The following is a 21,953-nucleotide window of genomic DNA, read 5'->3' on the forward strand; positions in this document are numbered from 1 at the left end:
ACGAAAGATGAGACATTGATCTTTGAAAACTGAACAACGAGTGAGTGGGAAATCACGAAAGTGACTTCCAAAATAGAGAATGAAAATTCTCGTCAGATGTTTCAAAATGAGCAATCGCTCTTTCTAAAACCAATTTGGAGAGTTTGATCCTGGCTCAGGACGAACGCTGGCGGCATGCCTAATACATGCAAGTCGAGCGGAGTTCATTTGAAAGCTTGCTTTCAAATGAATTTAGCGGCGGACGGGTGAGTAACACGTAGGCAACCTGCCCTCAAGACTGGGATAACTACCGGAAACGGTAGCTAATACCGGATAATTTCTTTCCTCTCCTGAAGAGAGAATGAAAGGCGGAGCAATCTGCCACTTGGGGATGGGCCTGCGGCGCATTAGCTAGTTGGTGGGGTAACGGCCCACCAAGGCGACGATGCGTAGCCGACCTGAGAGGGTGAACGGCCACACTGGGACTGAGACACGGCCCAGACTCCTACGGGAGGCAGCAGTAGGGAATCTTCCGCAATGGGCGAAAGCCTGACGGAGCAATGCCGCGTGAGTGATGAAGGTTTTCGGATCGTAAAGCTCTGTTGCCAGGGAAGAACGTCCGGTAGAGTAACTGCTACCGGAGTGACGGTACCTGAGAAGAAAGCCCCGGCTAACTACGTGCCAGCAGCCGCGGTAATACGTAGGGGGCAAGCGTTGTCCGGAATTATTGGGCGTAAAGCGCGCGCAGGCGGTCATTTAAGTCTGGTGTTTAAACCTTGGGCTCAACCTGGGGTCGCACTGGAAACTGGGTGACTTGAGTACAGAAGAGGAAAGTGGAATTCCACGTGTAGCGGTGAAATGCGTAGATATGTGGAGGAACACCAGTGGCGAAGGCGACTTTCTGGGCTGTAACTGACGCTGAGGCGCGAAAGCGTGGGGAGCAAACAGGATTAGATACCCTGGTAGTCCACGCCGTAAACGATGAGTGCTAGGTGTTAGGGGTTTCGATACCCTTGGTGCCGAAGTTAACACAGTAAGCACTCCGCCTGGGGAGTACGGTCGCAAGACTGAAACTCAAAGGAATTGACGGGGACCCGCACAAGCAGTGGAGTATGTGGTTTAATTCGAAGCAACGCGAAGAACCTTACCAGGTCTTGACATCCCGATGAAAGCATTAGAGATAGTGCCCCTCTTCGGAGCATCGGAGACAGGTGGTGCATGGTTGTCGTCAGCTCGTGTCGTGAGATGTTGGGTTAAGTCCCGCAACGAGCGCAACCCTTGACTTTAGTTGCCAGCAGGTTAAGCTGGGCACTCTAGAGTGACTGCCGGTGACAAACCGGAGGAAGGTGGGGATGACGTCAAATCATCATGCCCCTTATGACCTGGGCTACACACGTACTACAATGGCCGGTACAACGGGAAGCGAAACCGCGAGGTGGAGCCAATCCCAGCAAAGCCGGTCTCAGTTCGGATTGCAGGCTGCAACTCGCCTGCATGAAGTCGGAATTGCTAGTAATCGCGGATCAGCATGCCGCGGTGAATACGTTCCCGGGTCTTGTACACACCGCCCGTCACACCACGAGAGTTTACAACACCCGAAGTCGGTGGGGTAACCCGCAAGGGAGCCAGCCGCCGAAGGTGGGGTAGATGATTGGGGTGAAGTCGTAACAAGGTAGCCGTATCGGAAGGTGCGGCTGGATCACCTCCTTTCTATGGAGAATCGTTTCCTGCAACGGAAACATTCAAATCGGAAGCTAAAGCTTCCACAACGAACCTTAGGGTTCGGACACTCACTCGTGTTCAGTTTTGAAAGAGCAAGTCTCTTTCGTATGCGTTTGGTGGCGATAGCGGAGGGGTTCCACACGTACCCATCCCGAACACGACCGTTAAGCCCTCCAGCGCCGATGGTACTTGGACCGAAGGGTCCTGGGAGAGTAGGACGCCGCCAAGCGAACAATCAATTTATTGGTTGATTCACAATGTTATCTGTTATATGGGCTTTTAGCTCAGTTGGTTAGAGCGCACCTCTGATAAGGGTGAGGTCGGTGGTTCGAGTCCACCAAGGCCCACCATATAACATTTAGAATTGAATACCTTTATGGGGCCATAGCTCAGCTGGGAGAGCGCCTGCCTTGCAAGCAGGAGGTCAGCGGTTCGATCCCGCTTGGCTCCACCAATACTTCTTTACAAGATTATATGCACATTGTCTGTTATTCCGAACATCACAGTCGTGATTGTTTCATAATAACAGCACCTTGATCCTTGAAAACTGGATACCGAAACGAATTTGCGTTTTAGAACATCTTTTAGCTGAAACTTGTGTAAGCAAGTTGAAATAGTTATTAGTCATGCTGAGCGATGGTTTTGGATTATGAGCGACTTTTGGCTTTAAACAGACTAGCGGACGGATTCATCCGGAAGCGCTGTTTAAAACAAGATGAGCGAATGAGCCAATACCGGAGCGATTGGTTAAGCTAATAAGAGCACACGGAGGATGCCTAGGCGCCAGGAGCCGACGAAGGACGTGGCGAACAACGAAACTGCCTCGGGGAGCTGTAAGCAAGCTTTGATCCGGGGGTGTCCGAATGGGGAAACCCAGCTGTGGTAATTCGCAGTTACTCGTATCTGAATACATAGGATACGCAGAGGCAGACCAGGGGAACTGAAACATCTAAGTACCCTGAGGAAGAGAAAACAATAGTGATTCCGTCAGTAGCGGCGAGCGAACGCGGAACAGCCTAAACCAAGGGGCTTGCCCCTTGGGGTTGTGGGACGTCTCACATGGAGTTACAAAGGAATATGGTAGGCGAAGAGGTCTGGAAAGGCCCGCGATAGAGGTAAAAGCCCTGTAGCCTAAACTGTGTTCTCTCCGAGACGGATCCCGAGTAGTGCGGGGCACGTGAAACCCCGTATGAATCCAGCAGGACCATCTGCTAAGGCTAAATACTACCTGGCGACCGATAGTGAAACAGTACCGTGAGGGAAAGGTGAAAAGCACCCCGGAAGGGGAGTGAAATAGAACCTGAAACCGTGTGCTTACAAAAAGTCAGAGCCCTATTACTGGGTGATGGCGTGCCTTTTGTAGAATGAACCGGCGAGTTACGTTTAACATGCAAGGTTAAGTCGAGAAGACGGAGCCGCAGCGAAAGCGAGTCTGAATAGGGCGAATGAGTATGTGGACGTAGACCCGAAACCGTGTGATCTACCCCTGTCCAGGGTGAAGGTGCGGTAACACGCACTGGAGGCCCGAACCCACGCATGTTGAAAAATGCGGGGATGAGGTGGGGGTAGCGGAGAAATTCCAATCGAACTCGGAGATAGCTGGTTCTCCCCGAAATAGCTTTAGGGCTAGCCTCGGTGAATGGAGTGGTGGAGGTAGAGCACTGATTGGGTGCGGGGCCCGCAAGGGTTACCAAGCTCAGTCAAACTCCGAATGCCATTAACTTCTTGCCGGGAGTCAGACAGTGAGTGCTAAGATCCATTGTCAAAAGGGAAACAGCCCAGACCATCAGCTAAGGTCCCCAAGTGTGTGTTAAGTGGGAAAGGATGTGGAGTTGCACAGACAACCAGGATGTTGGCTTAGAAGCAGCCACCATTGAAAGAGTGCGTAATAGCTCACTGGTCGAGTGACTCTGCGCCGAAAATGTAACGGGGCTAAACACACCACCGAAGCTATGGCTAGATACTTTGTATCTGGGGTAGGGGAGCGTTGTATGTGGGTTGAAGGTGTACCGTAAGGAGCGCTGGACAGCATACAAGTGAGAATGCCGGTATGAGTAACGAAAAGATCAGTGAGAATCTGATCCGCCGAAAGCCCAAGGTTTCCTGAGGAAGGCTCGTCCGCTCAGGGTAAGTCGGGACCTAAGGCGAGGCCGAAAGGCGTAGTCGAAGGACAACAGTTTGAAATTACTGTACCACCGTAATCCGCTATGAGCGATGGGGTGACGCAGGAGGGTAGTGACGCGGACTGATGGATATGTCCGTCTAAGCAGTGAGGCTGATGTGTAGGCAAATCCGCACATCAATAAGGCTGGGCTGTGATGGGGAGCGAAAATTGTAGTAGCGAAGGTCATGATCTCACACTGCCAAGAAAAGCCTCTAGCCAGGAGAAGGTGCCCGTACCGCAAACCGACACAGGTAGGCGAGAAGAGAATTCTAAGGCGCGCGGAAGAACTCTCGTTAAGGAACTCGGCAAAATGACCTCGTAACTTCGGGAGAAGAGGTGCCTCGGTAGGGTGAATAGCCCGAGGGGGCCGCAGTGAAAAGGCCCAAGCGACTGTTTAGCAAAAACACAGGTCTGTGCGAAGCCGCAAGGCGAAGTATACGGGCTGACGCCTGCCCGGTGCTGGAAGGTTAAGGGGAGTGGTTAGGGGCAACCCGAAGCTGTGAACCGAAGCCCCAGTAAACGGCGGCCGTAACTATAACGGTCCTAAGGTAGCGAAATTCCTTGTCAGGTAAATTCTGACCCGCACGAATGGCGTAACGACTTGGGCGCTGTCTCAACGAGAGATCCGGTGAAATTTTAATACCTGTGAAGATGCAGGTTACCCGCGACAAGACGGAAAGACCCCATGGAGCTTTACTGCAGCTTGATATTGAATTTGGGTACGATCTGTACAGGATAGGTGGGAGCCGTAGAGGCAGGAGCGCAAGCTTCTGCGGAGGCGCCGTTGGGATACCACCCTGATCGTATCTAGGTTCTAACCTAGTACCCTAAGCGGGTACGGGGACCGTGTCAGGCGGGCAGTTTGACTGGGGCGGTCGCCTCCTAAAGAGTAACGGAGGCGTTCAAAGGTTCCCTCAGAATGGTTGGAAATCATTCGCAGAGTGCAAAGGCATAAGGGAGCTTGACTGCGAGACCTACAAGTCGAGCAGGGACGAAAGTCGGACTTAGTGATCCGGTGGTACCGCATGGAAGGGCCATCGCTCAACGGATAAAAGCTACCCTGGGGATAACAGGCTTATCTCCCCCAAGAGTCCACATCGACGGGGAGGTTTGGCACCTCGATGTCGGCTCATCGCATCCTGGGGCTGAAGTAGGTCCCAAGGGTTGGGCTGTTCGCCCATTAAAGCGGTACGCGAGCTGGGTTCAGAACGTCGTGAGACAGTTCGGTCCCTATCTGTCGTGGGCGCAGGAAATTTGAGAGGAGCTGTCCTTAGTACGAGAGGACCGGGATGGACGTACCGCTGGTGCATCAGTTGTTCCGCCAGGAGCATGGCTGAGTAGCTACGTACGGACGGGATAAGCGCTGAAAGCATCTAAGCGTGAAGCCCCCCTCAAGATGAGATTTCCCAACTAGTAAGACCCCTTGAAGACGACGAGGTAGATAGGTTGGAGGTGGAAGTGCAGCAATGCATGGAGCTGACCAATACTAATCGGTCGAGGGCTTATCCAAATTTCTTAGAGCGCAGATTCGTTTCGGATTCAGTTTTCAGGAATTAATTTCCTGTGCGGATTTACATGGCTACCATTTATTTGGAGAGATACCCAAGTGGCTATAAGGGGACCCTCTGCTAAGGGGTTAGACTGCGTAAGCGGTGCGAGGGTTCGAATCCCTCTCTCTCCGCCATTATAAATCCAATACTTGTAGTGTGGCGGCGTAGCTCAGCTGGCTAGAGCGTACGGTTCATACCCGTGAGGTCGGGGGTTCGATCCCCTCTGCCGCTACCATACATACCCGGAGGCTTAGCTCAGCTGGGAGAGCATCTGCCTTACAAGCAGAGGGTCGGGGGTTCGAACCCCTCAGCCTCCACCATTTTTAAATTTTAGATCCGCCTTACACCGTGCCGGTGTAGCTCAACTGGTAGAGCAACTGACTTGTAATCAGTAGGTTGGGGGTTCAAGTCCTCTCGCCGGCACCATTTTTACAACAAATTGTGGAACCGTGGTGTAGTTGGCCTAACATGCCTGCCTGTCACGCAGGAGATCGCGGGTTCGAATCCCGTCGGTTCCGCCATTTTTTTTGTTTTAAGGCTTATTTTATGGCTCGGTAGCTCAGTCGGTAGAGCAAAGGACTGAAAATCCTTGTGTCGGGGGTTCGATTCCCTCCCGCGCCACCATTATGGAGGCTTAGCGAAGTGGCCAAACGCATCAGACTGTAAATCTGCTCACGTACGTGTTCGGTGGTTCGAATCCATCAGCCTCCATCCCTTTTTATGAGCCATTAGCTCAGTTGGTAGAGCACCTGACTTTTAATCAGGGTGTCGAAGGTTCGAGTCCTTCATGGCTCATCCTAATTCAGAAGTCATCACTTTCATGTGATGGCTTTTTTTATGTTTTCAGGAGGTCTGAATAATAAAAAGTATATAAATTACCCGGAATTCGTTTAAAATAGCTCCCCTCGTTTAATTATAAGTCTATAATGCTGTAGAAATGAGGGAATGACAATTGATATATGATGGATTATAGTGGGCGGCGGTTTTGCGGGGCTTCAGGCGGCTATTCAATTGGGACGTTACTCGGTCCATCAGGTGCTTGTAATTGATGCAGGAGGCGGAAGATCAAGCATATGCCGGAATTATCATAATATATTGGGCTGGCCTGACGGTGTGCCGGGTGAGGAACTGCGGGCCAGGGGGAGGCTTCAGGCGGAAAGGGCAGGTGTAACGTTTCAGAAGGATAGAATAGTTAAGGCCGAGAAGCCCGATGAATTATTCATACTTCACGGAACCGGGGGGCAGCAATATGTAGGCCGGACTCTGTTGCTTGCTACTGGAGTAATGGACCGGTTTCCTGAGCTGCCGGGCTTACTGCCTGCCCTTGGTATGACAATCTATGTTTGCCCGGACTGTGATGGCTTTGAAATTCAGAACCGGCAGACCGTATTGATAGGCTCTGGTGATGTAGGCGCTAATATGGCTTTTGTTTTAAGGGAACGCACAGGTGATTTGACCTACATTAATCATGAACTTACACCCGTTTCGGCGGAAAATCGTAACCGGCTGCAGGATGAGGATATACAGTATATCGAAGAACCGGTTGCCCGCATTGAGGAAGAGAACGGAAGAATTAAGGCGGTAGCCATGGAGAACGGTGAGGTGCTGTCGGCAGAGCGCGGGTTTATTGCTTTTGGACAGAATCCGGTACATTCTGAGCTAGCCGTACAGCTGGGAGTAACGCTCCATAAGAATAAGCATGTGGAGGCGAATAAACGCTCATTAATGACTAATATCGAGCATGTATGGGTGGCAGGAGATGTTGCAGTGCATGCGGAGCAGGCGACGGTCGCTATGGGTGAGGGAGCCATTGCCGGGATCTGGATGCATAAGACTTTGAAAAAGATGAATCCGGTAATTCTGCCTCCTGCGAAGAAGCAATATGCAGCAAAATAGACTTTTGATACACTGCTGATCAAATGTCACTCAGGGTTCAGAAGAGCTATTCCGCAATTTGCAGCAAAATATGATAAAATAGGCGAAAAGAGCAAAAGTGGTGGAGAATGGTGACGATGGATAGTGAGGTTTTGCGTCAAAAATTGGAGCAACTCACCGGAAAGAGAACCGGAATCAAGCAGCTCGGGAGGCAGCATTCAGCTTCTCTTTTTGGCATGGGTACGGAGAAGGATCAAGAGCAGGCGGTCTTTCATGAGGGATATTTGTGGATTCCTCTATATGAGAATGACGGGCGTATAACCGCGGTGTGGGTGGAGACAGAAGGGCTGTCGCCTCTGGAACTGCAGCTGGTCAATTATGCGGGCCGTAATTTTGCGGTAGCCCTCAAGGCTACCGGGCTTAAGGAAGAAGGAGAGATGGAGGCCCGTCAGCTTAGCGGCTGGTTGAACTCGCAGCTCGAGCAAGAGAAGGATGATACGGAAATTCCGGATGATATTACGCTAAAAGGCCGGCTGTTCGGGGATATGATTCCTTTTTTGCTGGTTAGTGAGAATGTCCATAATCCGCAGATGACGTATCGTTCTTTAATGAAGCTGCTGCGCAGTTATTTCGAGAACGAAGTCCTGTTAATTCCCTTGTTGGATAAGGAATGGTTAATTTTAGCCCGTAAGGAACTGCTCACCGGCGGAGATGATAAGGAAGATGAGGAAGAAAGTGCTGAGGATCTGCTGTCTCAGACCTCTATGGGTCTGCATGAACTGATCGCCAGTGAATGGGTTGGCGTCTTCCATCTGGCGGTTTCCCCGGCCATCATTCCGGTTAAGGGCCTGACAGGCTCCGTGGCTCTGCTGCGCGAGACGATTATTCTGGGTCGGATCTTCCAGGTAGGCGATTATATCCATCTGCCTTGGGAGCTTCATATGGAGCGTCTGGTGAACAGTATCCCCGATGACCGCCGCAGACAGCTGCTGGGTCAGATCGGGGATTATACGGCGGTGCTGGCGGATAAGGAAATGCTGCTGACGCTGGAAACTTTTTTTGAAATGGACTGCAATGTCAGCGAAACCGCGAAGAAGCTGTATATCCACCGGAATACGCTCTTGTACAGACTCGACAAGATCAAACAGGAAACGGGAGCCGATGTCCGGAGTTTCGGGGATGCTGCGATTGTGAAGTTAGCCATGTTATTGTATAAAGTGACGAAAAGAAAATAGGATTTTTGTGAACCTTACAAATAGCCAGGAGGCCAGGTCTGGGGTAAGATAAGTGTACAAGAAAGCGTTTGATTTTCTAATCCAATAATTGACTCGAGGGGGAAATACAATGGCAGGCGTACGTTTAGAGCATATTTTCAAAAAATACCCGGGTTCTGATAAAGCAACAGTAATCGATATCAATCTTGATATTAAAGATAAGGAATTTCTCGTACTGGTTGGTCCTTCCGGTTGCGGTAAATCCACAACACTTCGTATGATCGCAGGTCTTGAAGAAATTTCTGAAGGTAAAATGTACATTGGTGACCGTGTAGTGAATGACGTGGCTCCTAAAGACCGCGATATCGCGATGGTATTCCAATCCTACGCCCTGTACCCGCATATGAGCGTGTATCAGAACATGGCTTTCGGTCTGAAACTGCGTAAAGTGAAGAAAGAAGAAATCGACAAGAAAGTACGCGAAGCAGCAAGAATTCTCGATATCGAGCATTTGCTGGAACGCAAACCTAAGGCACTGTCCGGTGGTCAACGCCAACGTGTCGCTCTAGGCCGCGCTATTGTCCGTGATCCGCAAGTCTTCCTGATGGATGAGCCTCTTTCCAACTTGGATGCTAAACTTCGTGGTCAAATGCGTGCTGAAATCACTAAGCTGGTTAAACGCCTTGAAACTACTTGTATCTATGTAACGCATGACCAGACAGAAGCTATGACAATGGGTGACCGTATCGTAGTTATGTACGATGGTATCATTCAACAAGCAGCTTCTCCTGAAGAATTGTACAATGAGCCTACAAACCTGTTCGTTGCAGGATTCATCGGATCCCCAACAATGAACTTTATCAATGGTACACTCTCCGATGTTGGCGGCGCTGTCCGTTTCCGCGCAGATAACCTTGATGTTGAAGTTCCAGGCGGCAAAGCTACAATGCTGCGTAACAAAGGTTATATCGGCAAGGATGTAATCATGGGCGTTCGTCCAGAAGATATTCATGAAGAGCCAGTATTCCTGGAAGCTTCTCCGAATACAATCTTCACTTCGCTCGTTGATGTTACTGAAAACCTTGGTCATGAAATGCTCCTCTACTTGAGCGGCCTTGGCGCTAACACTGTAATTGCCCGTGTAGATGGACGTTCCACTACCCGTGAAGGCAGCAAGCCTAAATTGGCAATCGACATGAACAAAATTCACCTCTTTGATAAAGAATCCGAACTGAACATTCTGCTGGGATAAGACAAAGCACAGTGGGATACAGGTTATAATAGAAGAAAGCCGCCCTCACAGGCGGCTTTTTCTTGTATTGGGCATGTGGAGCCGGAGATAAAACCTATTGGTCCAAAGACCCGGAAAGCAGGGTGTTCCGTCAGGACAGGCTTAGCAATACCATAGGTAATAAGATTGCATTCATAGGCGTTATCAATTAAGATAGCAGGAGAATTACCTGTAGCTGGAATGGGAAAAGTTGTGAACCCGGGTGCAGGAAGCGGACACAACCGCAGGTGACGAAAGGACGGACATACATGGCTAAGAAGGTAAAGGTATCGGAACTGGTACAGCATTTTCAATTAGAGGTTGTTTCCGGACAGGAGGGTCTGAAAAGACCGATTACAGTGGATGATTTGAATCGTCCGGGACTGGAAATGGCCGGTTATTTCGAATATTATCCGGAAGAACGTGTTCAGCTGCTGGGCAAAACAGAGCTGGCCTTTTTCTCAATGCTTCCTGAGGAAGAACGCAAAAGCCGGATTCGCGGAATTTGCAACGATAATACCCCTTGTATTGTAATTACCCGTGCGCTGGATGTTCCGCAGGAGCTTATTGAAATTAGTAACGAAAAGGGACTGCCTGTGCTGCGCAGCTCGATGGCGACTACTATTTTCTCGAGCAGACTGACAAGCTTCCTGGAAGGCAGACTGGCCCCTACGGCAACAATCCACGGTGTTCTCTGTGATGTATATGGTGTAGGTATGCTGATTACAGGCAGCAGCGGTATCGGTAAAAGTGAAACGGCGCTTGAACTGGTTAAACGCGGGCACCGCCTGATCGCCGATGATGCAGTAGAGATCCGTCAGACCTCGGATAACCAGCTGCATGGTACAGCTCCGGAGCTCATTCGTCACTTGCTCGAAATCCGCGGGGTAGGGATTATTAATGTAATGACTCTCTTCGGTGCCGGGGCTATCCGTAATCATAAGCGGATCACACTGGTCGTTAGACTTGAGGCCTGGCAGCAGGATAAACAATATGACCGGCTCGGACTGGACGAGGAGACTACAAGGATCATTGACACCGATGTGCCGCTTGTAACGATCCCCGTACGTCCGGGACGTAACCTTGCGGTAATTATCGAGGTTGCAGCGATGAACTACCGGTTGAAACAAATGGGCTTTAACGCAGCTCTACAATTTACGAATAAACTTACAGCCACCATCTCTGAAGACATGGATGATCTGGACTAGGAGTGTGAGAGCATGTTTTTTTCATTAGCGATTAATCCGATTGTCTTCTCCATCGGTTCGCTGCCTGTTCATTGGTATGGTTTGATACTGGGTCTTGGTGCATTAGCCGGATTATTCCTTGCTATTCAAGAAGGCAAACGCTACAACATTCCGCAGGAGTTCTTCATGGACATGCTGCTGCTCGGAGTCCCTTCGGCGATCATTGGTGCGCGGATTTATTTTGTAGCGTTCAAGTGGGAAGATTACAAGGACAACTTGCTGGATATATTCAAAGTCTGGAATGGCGGTATTGCTATTTATGGCGCGCTGATTGGGGCGATCATCTGCGGAATTATATATTTCCGTTACAAGGGATATCCGTTCTGGCGTATCGTGGACATCTGTGCACCTGGACTGCTTGCCGGTCAGATGATTGGCCGTTGGGGTAATTTCATCAATCAGGAAGCCTACGGCGGCGTTGTAGAGGAATCCTTCCTGCGTGACAAGCTGCATCTGCCGGACTTTATTGTGAATCAAATGTACATAGGGGATGCGTTTCACCATCCGACCTTCCTGTATGAATCGCTCTGGAGCCTGCTGGGGATTCTGCTCCTGATGGTACTGCGCCGCCAGAAATTTGTCCGTGCAGGCGAAATCTTCATGTCCTATTTCATCTGGTATTCGATCGGCCGTTTCTTTATTGAAGCTTTGCGTACGGACAGCCTAGGATTTAACGGCAGCAGCGGTTTGGCATCCTTCATTAACGGTCTATGGAGTCCGATGAAATGGCTGGGATTTGAGCAGGGGTATTTCGATCCGGCATACGGGAATGTTCGTATCTCACAGCTTCTGGCACTACTAATCATTCTCGTTGCAGTTGTATTGATCATTGTACGGCGTGTCAGCGGTCAGCCGAAGGATCATTATTCTGATCCGATTGTCAGCACTAAAGCGGCAGCGGCAGATGCTGTAGTTCCCGAGAGTGCAGTGAATACACCGCAGAAGGCTCCTCAGCCTATCCAGCCGGTGGAGGACTCATCTGAAGATAAGGAAACAAAGGAGTAGTAAAACTAATGATAGAATGCGTGTTATTTGACTTGGACGGAACGATTGTGAATACTAATGAGCTGATCATCAGCTCGTTCATGCATGCGCTGAAGGAGAATAACCTCCCGGCTCTAACCCGGGAAGAAATTATTCCCCATATGGGAACTACGCTCCAGCAGCAGATGAGCGCGTTCTCCGGTCTGCAGGACACAAGCGTGCTGGAGCTTTCTTACCGTTCATATAATTATGCGCATCATGATGAGCTAATTCGTTCTTTTCCACATGTGAATGAGACAATGGAAGGGCTGTTAAGCCGGGGAATAAAGCTCGGGATTGTGACAACGAAGATTCGTCCAACTACACTTAAAGCGCTGGAAATGTTCGATCTGCTGAAGTATATGGAGACAATTGTGACGGTCAATGATGTCAGTCAGGCGAAGCCGCATCCGGAGCCTGTTCTAACCGCGGTTGCTAATCTGGGTGTTGATCCGGCCAGAACCCTCATGGTAGGTGACAGTGCGGTCGATATTCAATCTGCCAAGGCCGCGGGTGTGCGTGTAGCTGCGGTTGCCTGGTCTCTTAAAGGTGAGGACACGTTACGTAAGTACGGCCCCGATTACATCATCCATGACATGAAAGACTTGTATACAATAGTGGAGCAGGAGACGAAACAGCCGTGAGAAAGTTAACCCGCTATCCAGTAGAGGGCCATAATTCGCTCTGGTATATTTACCGTACGGTGAGCCCGTGGAAGGGCGTACGCAATTTTATTTTTATCCAGATTGCCCGCTACTGTCCGGTCTTGCCGCTCAAGAACTGGATTTACCGCAGGGTACTCGGCATGAAGGTGGGCAAGCATACTGCGTTTGGGCTAATGGCGATGGTGGATGTGTTTTTTCCGGAGAAAATTTCCGTCGGTGAGAACTCGGTCATCGGCTATAATACGACCATTCTTGCCCATGAATACCTCATCAAAGAATACAGGCTGGGTGAAGTCATTATCGGGGAGAACGTCCTGATTGGAGCTAACACAACGATATTGCCCGGCGTAACAATTGGAGATTGGGCGGTTGTCGCCGCGGGTTCTGTCGTGCATAAGGATGTAGCTGCGGGCTCGTTCGTCGGGGGCAATCCGCTGCGTGAGCTGCGTCCGCCGGGATCAGCGGAGAAGGCTGTAGAAGAATAATCACCAGGTAACCTCTTACCCTGCAGTTTCATATTGCGTGTATCTGCGCAGGAGCTGCAGGGTTTCTTGTGTAAACTTCGCAGCCTGAGGCAATTAAGAAATCTTAAGCAAGCATAAGCAACCTTTAAGTGTTCGGCGAGTATATATTGGCGATATACTTGTAAGTGCAGGAGCGGATCCTTCCGCATACGGACGCGCAGCACATATCAGAATGAAATAATCAGCAGGGGCAGACTTCCTGATAGGTATCACTTCCGCTTGGCGTCTATGAACAGCCATCATAGCAGAGAAGAGGAATCTTAAAGTGAATGCAGCAAAACAGGAACGTCTGCCCCAGCTGGATATTTACCGTGCTCTGGCGATATTGGGCGTAATGCATGTCCACTCATCATCTTTTGCGGCCGGAGAAATGGCACTCCAGTCACCCTATTATTACTGGCTGAACTGGATCAACATTTTTTTTAAATTCGGTACACCGTCGTTTATTTTTCTAAGCAGCTTTGTGCTGTTCTATAATTATTACGGGCGGCCCGTGACGCGGAGCCTGATCGGAAGCTTTTACCGCCGCAGGCTGAAGTACATTCTGCTTCCCTATATGCTTGTATCCATCGGCTATTACGGATTGACCCTGTACGTGAATGGTATGCTGACACAGCCTCTGGCACAGAGCATCTCCGGCTTCCTGGGTGCCTTATTTACGGGTTCGGCGTATGCACATTTGTATTTCGTATTCATCAGTATCCAGTTCTACCTGCTGTTTCCGTTGCTGCTTAAGCTGCTGCAGAGCTCACGGCTGTGGGTGCGCTGGGCTTTTCCGATTGGACTTGCGCTGCAGTGGGTATTCATTATCTGGAACAAGTATCAGCTGCATATTGTGGAAAAAGGAAGCTTGTCGATCTCGTATCTGGCATACTATATGCTGGGCGCCTATATCGCCATTAATTTCGAAGCGATCAAGCTGTGGCTGATGAAGCCTTGGCGTGAACTGGCTGCCAGGCATAAAGTGCTTATCCTGCTGCTTGTTACATTGTGGCTCGTAGCAGCCTTCACGCATGTACAGTTATGGTATAGAGCCCGCCACTTCGGGATATGGACGGACTCGCTGTGGTACGAACTGCTCTGGAATATACATACGATGCTGTCAGCGCTGGTGCTGCTGTATGCCACCTTTCTTATCTACCGCAGGGCACCGAAGGTGGTCGTTGCTATTTTGACCCGGCTAGGTGAGATTTCATTTGCGGTGTATCTGATCCATCCTCTGCTGCTTGCAGTGTATAGAAGATTCGGAACGGGAATTCCTACAGATTCATTAACCTATGTATTCTATATTTACGGAGGATTGGCTGTGGCGCTGGCAGGTAGCTGGATGCTTGTGCAGTTTGCGTTCCGCCGCATCCGCCTGTCCTGGGTGGTATTCGGGAACATACCGCGTTCACTTGCCCCTCCGGTGAAGGACAAGCCTGTGCGCGGGAGCACATATAGAGTGCTCGAAGGTAAAGATATCAGTAAGTCATGAGAGTTCAACAGAACCCTAATCAGGCATCAGGGATGAGGGTCTAGGCAGGAGGAAAGATAATGGCTCAAAAGGAAAGAATACCACAGCTTGATGTATTCCGGGCGATAGCGATTATTGCTGTCATAGCGATTCATGCTACTTCGCGGACACTGGCGGAAACATTGGATACCTCTTTGTTTCATCCGTTTCTGTTCCTAAACAAGTTCAGTCAGTTCGCTGTACCTTCGTTTGTATTCCTAAGCGGGTTCGTGCTGTTCTACAACTATATTGACCGTCCGCTGGGCGGGAAGACACTCGCGAAATTCTATAGCCGAAGGCTGATTTATATTATTGTGCCTTATCTTATTTTTTCGGTGCTGTACTTTATATTGAAAATGACTGCCGGGCATACATGGGGTATGCCTCTTAATGAGCAGGTGGTCAAATTCGGCAAATATCTGTGGACGGGTACGGCGTATACCCATCTGTACTATATTATTATCATTATCCAGTTCTATGTTCTGTTCCCGCTCATGCTCTGGTGTCTGCAAAAGGCCCGCCGTCTGGCGGCGTGGGCACCGCTCATCGGACTTGCCTTGCAGTGGGGATTCGTGCTGCTGAACAAATATATGGCTAATCACGGATACTGGCAGCTGTCCAAGGGCAGTCTTGCAATAACGTACTTCTCTTATTTCCTGCTCGGTGCGGCGATTGCTGTATATTACAGCTCTCTGAAAAAGTGGCTGATTCCTACCCGCGAAGGGTGGCGCTCCGGTAAGGGTGCAAGCTGGATTGTGCTGTGGTTCTTATGGATCGCTGCAGGAATCGTTCATGTGGAGCTGTGGTTCAACAATTATACGAAGAAGACGGTCATCAACAGTCTATGGTATGAAGGCTTCTCCAATCTTCATGCGCTGCTCTCTTGTCTTGTGCTGTTCCAGCTGTCCTTCCTGCTGTATGGAGCGGGCCGCAGCCTGCTGACAAGATTGCTGATCTCTGCCGGAGCCTGCTCGTTCGGGATTTATCTGCTGCATCCGGCGCTGCTCTTCTTCTATAGAAAGCTGCCGCTGCACGGCGGATCGCTTGCCTACGCTGCTGCCATTGCCGGGGGCTGGCTGGTGGCCTTCGCCGGCTCCTGGCTGGTCGTTGCCCTCGTCTTCCGTTATGTGAAGCCGGCCTGGGTACTGTTTGGTTCTGGGCCGCAGAAGGTTAAGCGGGCGCCAAAAGCAACATTGTGACCGTGCGCCTCAATGCTAAGATGCTGGATTAAATGAGATTTCAAATCAGGAATGATAAAAGCGCCGACTGGCCGCAGATGCGGGCTGTCTGGCGCTTTTATTCATATATTATCAGGCTGCGGGTTTATTCGCCGGCTTGTTCACGCTGGAATTCGGCAATTGCTTCATACTGGTCTTCCAGGCTGCGGTAGACGGAGATATAGATCGGTAGCAGTTGTTTGTAGACTTTGGCATGGGCCGGGACCGGTTCATGGCGGTGAGTAGAGCCGATCATCCCGAAAACGGCATCGAAGGAATCTATTCGGCTTATGGCATACAGCCCAAGTACCACGGCGCCAAGGCAGGAACTCTCGAAGCTCTCGGGAACTACAACCTCCTGGTCAAATATATCCGCCATCATCTGCCGCCATAGAGCGGAGCGGGCGAAACCGCCGGTAGCCAGAATTCTGCCCGGCTGGCCGATAATTTCCTCCATAGCGAGCAGTACGGTATACATATTGAAGATTACACCCTCCAGCACAGAGCGGATCATATGCTCTTTGCGGTGATTCATGCTCAGTCCGAAGAAGGAGCCGCGCGCATCGGGGTTCCACAGCGGGGCACGCTCACCGGTCAGATACGGATGAAAGAGCAGGCCATTGCTGCCTGGCGGTACCTGCTCGGCGATCCGGGTCAGGACCTCATAAGGATCAATACCGAGGCGCTTCGCGGTCTCTACCTCAGAGGCGGCGAACTCATCACGCACCCAGCGGAACAGCATGCCGCCATTATTCACGGGGCCGCCAATAACCCAGTGCTTGTCCGTTAGTGCATAGCAGAAGGTCCGCCCTTTCGGGTCGGTCAGCGGCCGGTCGACCACGGTGCGGATGGCTCCGCTGGTCCCAATAGTGGCGGCAATAACTCCCGGCTCTATGGCACCGACCCCCAGATTGGATAGGACACCGTCACTGGCGCCTACGACAAACGGTGTGGCGGCCAGAAGTCCAAGCTCTTCGGGTAGCCCCGGAAGCAGCCCCTGCAGGATTTGCGTGGTGGGCACCGGTCTTGATAGACGTTCTGGAGTGATCCCGGCGATACGGAGCGCCTCAGCATCCCAGTCAAGCTTCTCCAGATTGAACATGCCTGTAGAAGAGGCAATGGAGTGATCAATTACATATTTGCCGAACAGCTTGAAGAAGATATATTCTTTAATGGAGATGAATTTATGGGTCTGGCTGAACAGCTCCGGGTACTCCTCACCAAGCCACATCAGCTTGGTGATCGGAGACATAGGATGAATGGGCGTTCCTGTGCGCATGTACAGCTCATGCCCGTTCAGTTCATTCTTCAGCCGCCGGGCATAGGCGCTGCTCCGGTTATCGGCCCATGTGATGCAGGCGGTCAGCGGTTTGCCGGAAGAATCTACAGCAATGACGCTATGCATGGCCGAGCTGAAGGAGACAAGCAGAACCAGTCCAGGAGGGACTTGGCTGTCCTGCATGACTGAAGAGATAGTGTGCAGTACAGCCTTCAGAATCTGATCAGGGTCTTGTTCTGCGACAGAAGGGGAAGGCTGATGCAGCGGATAGCCTTGGTTGCTCTGTGTGACGATTGTTCCGTTCTCCTCGAAGAGGACAGCCTTGGTGCTGGTAGTTCCAATATCAACGCCGATCATATAGGATGTACTCAAGCCGTCAGTCCTTCTTTCTGCTCTGAAATAGATACCGGGAATACTTAATGCAGGAAATAAAGTACAATTATATTATATACAGCTTATTATATTCGCAGGTAAGCACGGTGGCAAAGAGAGGGTTGGTAGGCGCTCCTTAACATATAGCCTAAGCTTCCGAAACCGGCGGGTATAGAAGGCGAATGTTGACGCAAAAGGATAGTCCGTGATACGATATTACCACTGCTTTAGTTTACTACCACTTTACCATATTAAAGTGATTAAAGGTACTTCTTATGATATCTGATGAGGTGAAAAGTGAAGATGTCCAAACCAAAGGGATTCGAAAAGCCTGCCGGCGTACGGGATTATCTCCCACGGGCGGTAACGAAGCTGCGCAAGATTGAGAACGATGTGCTGCACTGCATGAGCCGCTGGGGCTACCGCCAGATGATTACTCCCACCCTTGAATATTACGATACGGTCGGTGTGGCCAGTTCCACGTCAGACCAGAAGTTGTATAAATTACTGAATAACCGCGGTCAGGCACTCGTGCTGCGTTCGGAAATGACAGCGCCCGTTGCCCGCGTAGTCTCCTCATTATTGAAGGACGAACCGCTGCCGCTGCGTCTGTCCTATCATGCCAATGTCTTCCGTGCTATCGAAGAGGAGGCCGGCCGGGAAGCAGAATTCTTCCAGACCGGAGTGGAGCTTGTCGGAGATGATTCACCAGAGGCGGATGCTGAGGTCGTTGCACTGGCAATTGCCTCGCTGGAGGCCGCGGGAGTGAAGTCTTTTAAAATTGCGATAGGGCATGTAGGCTTCCTCGACGGTCTGTTCCAGGAAGCGGTGTCCGGCCTCCCGCAGGCCCAGGAGGAGCTGAAGAGTCATCTGCTGGGCCGTGATTATGTCGCTTTCCGGGAGACGCTGCGCCGCCTGGAACTGCCTGAAGCCCAGAAGAAGGAACTGGACGGACTGCTGCGTCTGCGGGGAGGCAAGGAAATTTGCGGACAGGCGCTGGAGCTCAGCAGCCATCCACTGGCACGAGCTTCCATTGAGCATTTATGCAAGGTATGGGAGGTGCTTGTCGCATACGGCGTCTCTCAGCATGTGCTGATTGATCTGACGATGATCGGTGATTTCTCCTATTATACGGGCATGACGTTTGAAGGTTATGCTTCTGAGCTGGGCTTCCCGGTATGCAGCGGCGGAAGGTACGACAATCTGCTTCAGCAGTTTGGACGCCCGATTCCGTCGACAGGCTTCTCGCTGAAGACCAACCGTATTCTGGATGGTGTATCCGGAGTACCCGAAGAGGAAGAACTTCCGGTACTGGTCCAGTATGATGCCCTGCGGCGTCAGGAAGGTCTTGCTGAGGCGGCCCGACTGCGGAATGAGGGCCACGCTGTGGTAACCCGGCTGGCGGCAGGCCCGGAAGAGCTGAAGGTCGTGAAGCGCCTGGATACGGATACCGTAGAGGCAGAGGGCGAACGTTACGGAGAGATTTATACATTCGTGTCTTTTATCAGCGAGCATGGCTGAGCGGAGCAGGTTGATTGGCTGATCTCATAAATGTGGAATGAAGCAATAGGTGACAATACGTGAAATGAAGGAACATGTGAACCCAAGTAATCTCTGCATGTATATATGGTAGCGGAAATAGAAACGGAGGCGGGTATGAATGGCACAGATTCTTAAGGTAGCCATGCCGAAAGGCCGGATTTACAACAAAGCGGCAGAACTGTTCCGCAAGGCGGGACTGCCGATTCCTCCGGACGGGGAAGAATCACGCAAGCTGGTGATTTCACTGCCGGAAGCCGGAATGGAGTTTATTCTCGCCAAGCCGGTAGATGTGCCTACATATGTAGAGTATGGTGTAGCGGATATCGGTATCGTCGGCAAAGATGTACTGCTGGAAGAAAACCGTGATGTGTACGAGCTGCTTGATCTGGGGATTGCCCGCTGCCGGATGTCGATTATCGGACTCCCGAACTGGCAGCCTGGCATCCAGCAGCGGGTAGCGACCAAATATCCAAATGTGGCCTCACGGTACTTCCGCGAGCAGGGCCAGCAGGTTGAGGTTGTGAAGCTGAACGGCTCGATCGAGCTGGCGCCGCTGATTGGACTGGCTGACCGGATCGTGGATATGGTGGAGACTGGCCAGACCCTGAAGGATAACGGGCTGGTGGAAATGACCAGTATCTTCGAAATTACCAGCCGCCTGGTGGCTAACCGGGTAAGCTACCGGATGAAGAATGAGGAAATCCAGCAGCTGTGTGACCGCCTGCAGGCCGTGATTGCAGGACCGGAGCTGCAGATTAAGTAAGCTGTAAGATTGAACTGTAATAAATGAAAAAAGGATAGAAGTGACGAAGGGAAGGTTTGGAACTGTAGGAGCGGAGTCCAAACATTGTCCGTAGTTACGGCTGAGCCAAGCTAGTAAATAGAAAGTTCAGGGGGGAAGCAGCGGTGAAGGTCCAGTCCAGTAAGGAGTTTAAGCTGCAGCGTGAAGTAGAATACGGCACGCCGGAGCAGAACAAGGCCGTACGTGAAATCGTGGCCGGTATCAAACAGGAAGGTGACGCGGCATTGCTTCGGTATACGGAGCGATTCGACGGCGCAGTGCTGACGCCTGCGGAGCTGCGGGTTACGCAGGAGGAGCTAGAGGCAGCCTATGGCCGGGTAGAGGAGTCCTTCGTGACGGCAATCCGGGCAGCTGCCGTCAATATCCGTGCGTTCCATGCGCGGCAGAAGCGCAATTCCTGGATGGATCTGCAGCCGGACGGCACGATCCTCGGACAGATCATCCGCCCGCTGAAGCGGGTGGGCGTCTATGTTCCCGGGGGTAAGGCAGCGTATCCGTCCTCAGTGCTGATGAACGTTATTCCGGCACAGATCGCCGGCGTGCCGGAGATCGTGATGGTTACACCGCCTTCGACGGGCGGCGGGGGCGGCATCGATCCCTATATTCTCGTTGCCGCCGCTGAAGCGGGCGTAAACGAGATATACCGCGTAGGCGGCGCGCAGGCGATCGCCGCCCTGGCCTTCGGCACGGAATCCATCGTGCCGGTTGACAAGATCTGCGGGCCAGGGAACATCTACGTGGCCCTGGCCAAACGCGAGGTCTACGGCGCTGTCGATATCGACAGCATCGCCGGACCGAGCGAGATCGTCGTGCTCGCCGACGATACCGCCGAGGCCGCCTACGTCGCGGCCGACCTGCTCTCGCAGGCCGAGCACGACGAGATGGCCTCGGCAATCCTTGTGACGCCGTCGCAGCGTCTCGCGGAGGCCGTTGCTGCCGAAGTAGAACGGCAGCTGCAGACGTTGCCGCGCGAAGCTATCGCGCGGGCCTCGGTAGAGAACTACGGCGCGATTATCGTTGTGGAATCGCTCGAAGAGGGCATCTCCATTGTGAACCGGCTGGCGCCGGAGCATCTGGAGATTGTAGTGGCGGACCCGATGGCACTGACCGGCGCGATTGAGAACGCCGGGGCAATCTTCCTGGGTCCGTACAGCTCGGAGCCGGTCGGCGATTACTTCGCCGGACCGAACCATATTATACCGACCAACGGCACAGCAAGGTTCTCCTCGCCTGTGGACGTGGATGATTTCATTAAGAAATCCAGCCTGATCTATTACAGCAAGGAAGCACTGCTGCGGGACGGGGCGGCGATTATGGAGCTCGCCCGGCGTGAGGGCCTGGAAGGCCATGCCCGCGCAATAGAAATCCGGCTGGAGAACGAAGCGAAAGGTGGAGACGGAAATGGAGAACAATAATAAGGAAGCGGCGCTGCGCAAGGCCGGACTTAGCCGTACAACTAACGAAACGGACATCGCGTTGACCTTTGGCGTGGACGGCAGCGGAGTTTCCGAACTGGAGACCGATGTGCCTTTTCTGAATCATATGCTGGATCTATTCACCAAGCATGGACAGTTTGATCTGAGCGTGCAGGCGCGGGGCGACATCGATATCGATGATCACCACACAGTCGAGGATATCGGTATCTGTCTGGGACAGGCGCTGCGGGAAGCGCTTGGCGACAAAAAAGGCATCAAGCGTTATGCGAGTGTCTTCGTCCCTATGGATGAGGCACTGGCTCAGGTAGTGATTGATATCAGCAACCGGCCGCATTTTGAATACCGGGCAACGTATCCTTCACAACAGGTAGGCAGCTTCTCTACGGAGCTGGTTCACGAATTCCTCTGGAAGTTTGCGCTGGAAGCAAGAATTACGCTGCATGTCATTGTACATTACGGCTCCAATACCCATCACATGATTGAAGCGGTCTTCAAGGCACTGGGACGGGCGCTGGATGAAGCGACACAAGTGGACCCCCGGGTGAAGGGTGTGCCTTCGACGAAGGGAGTGCTGTAG

Annotated in this window: 14 protein-coding genes, 10 tRNA genes and 3 rRNA genes; 26 read left to right on the forward strand and 1 reads right to left on the reverse strand. The window is 51.6% G+C overall.

The window, feature by feature from the left end; genetic code table 11:
• The first annotated feature begins 131 nt into the window (after positions 1-131).
• From R50912_RS00620 to R50912_RS00725, 22 genes are all read left to right on the forward strand, one after another.
• Positions 132-1,689: ribosomal RNA gene (locus R50912_RS00620) — 16S ribosomal RNA — on the forward strand.
• Between the two features lie 124 nt (positions 1,690-1,813).
• Positions 1,814-1,930, forward strand: a 5S ribosomal RNA gene (gene rrf / locus R50912_RS00625).
• Between the two features lie 44 nt (positions 1,931-1,974).
• Positions 1,975-2,051, forward strand: a tRNA-Ile gene (locus tag R50912_RS00630).
• A gap of 28 nt (positions 2,052-2,079) precedes the next feature.
• Positions 2,080-2,155: transfer RNA gene (locus tag R50912_RS00635), tRNA-Ala, on the forward strand.
• A gap of 291 nt (positions 2,156-2,446) precedes the next feature.
• A 23S ribosomal RNA gene (locus R50912_RS00640) occupies positions 2,447-5,375 on the forward strand.
• Together the 16S, 23S and 5S rRNA genes with 10 tRNA genes alongside form the textbook arrangement of a ribosomal RNA operon.
• An 82-nt stretch (positions 5,376-5,457) precedes the next feature.
• Positions 5,458-5,549: transfer RNA gene (locus tag R50912_RS00645), tRNA-Ser, on the forward strand.
• A 24-nt stretch (positions 5,550-5,573) separates the two neighbouring features.
• Positions 5,574-5,650 (forward strand) — tRNA-Met (locus tag R50912_RS00650).
• A 9-nt stretch (positions 5,651-5,659) separates the two neighbouring features.
• A tRNA-Val gene (locus tag R50912_RS00655) sits at positions 5,660-5,735 on the forward strand.
• Positions 5,736-5,765: 30 nt separating this feature from the next.
• Positions 5,766-5,841, forward strand: a tRNA-Thr gene (locus R50912_RS00660).
• Between the two features lie 17 nt (positions 5,842-5,858).
• Positions 5,859-5,936 (forward strand) — tRNA-Asp (locus R50912_RS00665).
• A 27-nt stretch (positions 5,937-5,963) separates the two neighbouring features.
• Positions 5,964-6,039 (forward strand) — tRNA-Phe (locus R50912_RS00670).
• Positions 6,040-6,043: 4 nt separating this feature from the next.
• A tRNA-Tyr gene (locus R50912_RS00675) sits at positions 6,044-6,126 on the forward strand.
• An 11-nt stretch (positions 6,127-6,137) separates the two neighbouring features.
• A tRNA-Lys gene (locus R50912_RS00680) sits at positions 6,138-6,210 on the forward strand.
• A 171-nt stretch (positions 6,211-6,381) separates the two neighbouring features.
• The gene (locus tag R50912_RS00685) at positions 6,382-7,311 is read left to right on the forward strand and encodes an NAD(P)/FAD-dependent oxidoreductase (protein ID WP_156122893.1); all 930 of its coding nucleotides are present in this window, start codon (positions 6,382-6,384) and stop codon (positions 7,309-7,311) included.
• Positions 7,312-7,427: 116 nt separating this feature from the next.
• The gene (locus R50912_RS00690; protein WP_052415844.1) at positions 7,428-8,525 is read left to right on the forward strand and encodes a PucR family transcriptional regulator; all 1,098 of its coding nucleotides are present in this window, start codon (positions 7,428-7,430) and stop codon (positions 8,523-8,525) included.
• Positions 8,526-8,634: 109 nt separating this feature from the next.
• Entirely contained in the window at positions 8,635-9,756 is a 1,122-nt protein-coding gene (locus R50912_RS00695; RefSeq protein ID WP_042231545.1) for an ABC transporter ATP-binding protein, read from the forward strand.
• A gap of 287 nt (positions 9,757-10,043) precedes the next feature.
• A complete protein-coding gene (gene hprK / locus R50912_RS00700) occupies positions 10,044-10,982 on the forward strand; it encodes an HPr(Ser) kinase/phosphatase (RefSeq protein ID WP_042132736.1) in 939 nt (312 codons plus the stop codon).
• A gap of 12 nt (positions 10,983-10,994) precedes the next feature.
• Complete coding sequence (gene lgt / locus R50912_RS00705) at positions 10,995-12,026, forward strand: prolipoprotein diacylglyceryl transferase (protein WP_042231547.1); 1,032 nt, start codon at positions 10,995-10,997, stop codon at positions 12,024-12,026.
• 8 nt (positions 12,027-12,034) lie between these two features.
• Positions 12,035-12,688 (forward strand): pyrophosphatase PpaX, encoded by a 654-nt coding sequence (gene ppaX / locus R50912_RS00710; protein WP_042231549.1) that lies wholly within the window; start codon positions 12,035-12,037, stop codon positions 12,686-12,688.
• Positions 12,685-13,194, forward strand: coding sequence for an acyltransferase (locus R50912_RS00715; RefSeq protein ID WP_039302348.1), 510 nt, complete (start codon positions 12,685-12,687; stop codon positions 13,192-13,194). Before ppaX ends, R50912_RS00715 begins: the two co-directional genes overlap by 4 nt.
• Positions 13,195-13,498: 304 nt before the next feature.
• Positions 13,499-14,710 carry an acyltransferase gene (locus tag R50912_RS00720; RefSeq protein ID WP_042231550.1) on the forward strand — a complete coding sequence of 404 codons (1,212 nt, stop codon included), beginning with the start codon at positions 13,499-13,501 and terminating at the stop codon, positions 14,708-14,710.
• Positions 14,711-14,769: 59 nt separating this feature from the next.
• On the forward strand, positions 14,770-15,927 hold the full coding sequence (locus tag R50912_RS00725; protein ID WP_042231558.1) for an acyltransferase: 1,158 nt from the start codon (positions 14,770-14,772) through the stop codon (positions 15,925-15,927).
• Between the two features lie 124 nt (positions 15,928-16,051).
• Here R50912_RS00725 and gntK read toward each other — a convergent pair whose 3' ends face one another.
• Positions 16,052-17,581 carry a gluconokinase gene (gene gntK / locus R50912_RS00730; RefSeq protein WP_042241258.1) on the reverse strand — a complete coding sequence of 510 codons (1,530 nt, stop codon included), beginning with the start codon at positions 17,579-17,581 and terminating at the stop codon, positions 16,052-16,054.
• Between the two features lie 318 nt (positions 17,582-17,899).
• Between gntK and R50912_RS00735 the strand changes: the two genes are divergently transcribed.
• From R50912_RS00735 to hisB, 4 genes are all read left to right on the forward strand, one after another.
• Positions 17,900-19,117, forward strand: a complete 1,218-nt coding sequence (locus tag R50912_RS00735) for an ATP phosphoribosyltransferase regulatory subunit (RefSeq protein ID WP_042231560.1) — start codon at positions 17,900-17,902, stop codon at positions 19,115-19,117.
• A gap of 139 nt (positions 19,118-19,256) precedes the next feature.
• Positions 19,257-19,901 (forward strand): ATP phosphoribosyltransferase, encoded by a 645-nt coding sequence (gene hisG, locus R50912_RS00740; RefSeq protein ID WP_039302355.1) that lies wholly within the window; start codon positions 19,257-19,259, stop codon positions 19,899-19,901.
• A gap of 143 nt (positions 19,902-20,044) precedes the next feature.
• The gene (gene hisD, locus R50912_RS00745; protein ID WP_042231562.1) at positions 20,045-21,355 is read left to right on the forward strand and encodes a histidinol dehydrogenase; all 1,311 of its coding nucleotides are present in this window, start codon (positions 20,045-20,047) and stop codon (positions 21,353-21,355) included.
• Positions 21,342-21,953 (forward strand): imidazoleglycerol-phosphate dehydratase HisB, encoded by a 612-nt coding sequence (hisB, locus tag R50912_RS00750; RefSeq protein ID WP_042231563.1) that lies wholly within the window; start codon positions 21,342-21,344, stop codon positions 21,951-21,953. Before hisD ends, hisB begins: the two co-directional genes overlap by 14 nt.

This window comes from Paenibacillus sp. FSL R5-0912 (assembly GCF_000758605.1).
Classification (GTDB): Bacteria; Bacillota; Bacilli; order Paenibacillales; family Paenibacillaceae; genus Paenibacillus_AQ.

Coding starts and splice junctions, on each gene's coding strand:
- R50912_RS00690 (WP_052415844.1), top strand. CDS start 7,428: ATGGATAGTGAGGTTTTGCGTCAAAAATTGGAGCAACTCACCGGAAAG.
- R50912_RS00695 (WP_042231545.1), top strand. CDS start 8,635: ATGGCAGGCGTACGTTTAGAGCATATTTTCAAAAAATACCCGGGTTCT.
- hprK (WP_042132736.1), top strand. CDS start 10,044: ATGGCTAAGAAGGTAAAGGTATCGGAACTGGTACAGCATTTTCAATTA.
- lgt (WP_042231547.1), top strand. CDS start 10,995: ATGTTTTTTTCATTAGCGATTAATCCGATTGTCTTCTCCATCGGTTCG.
- ppaX (WP_042231549.1), top strand. CDS start 12,035: ATGATAGAATGCGTGTTATTTGACTTGGACGGAACGATTGTGAATACT.
- R50912_RS00725 (WP_042231558.1), top strand. CDS start 14,770: ATGGCTCAAAAGGAAAGAATACCACAGCTTGATGTATTCCGGGCGATA.
- gntK (WP_042241258.1), bottom strand. CDS start 17,581: ATGATCGGCGTTGATATTGGAACTACCAGCACCAAGGCTGTCCTCTTC.
- R50912_RS00735 (WP_042231560.1), top strand. CDS start 17,900: ATGTCCAAACCAAAGGGATTCGAAAAGCCTGCCGGCGTACGGGATTAT.
- hisG (WP_039302355.1), top strand. CDS start 19,257: ATGGCACAGATTCTTAAGGTAGCCATGCCGAAAGGCCGGATTTACAAC.
- hisB (WP_042231563.1), top strand. CDS start 21,342: ATGGAGAACAATAATAAGGAAGCGGCGCTGCGCAAGGCCGGACTTAGC.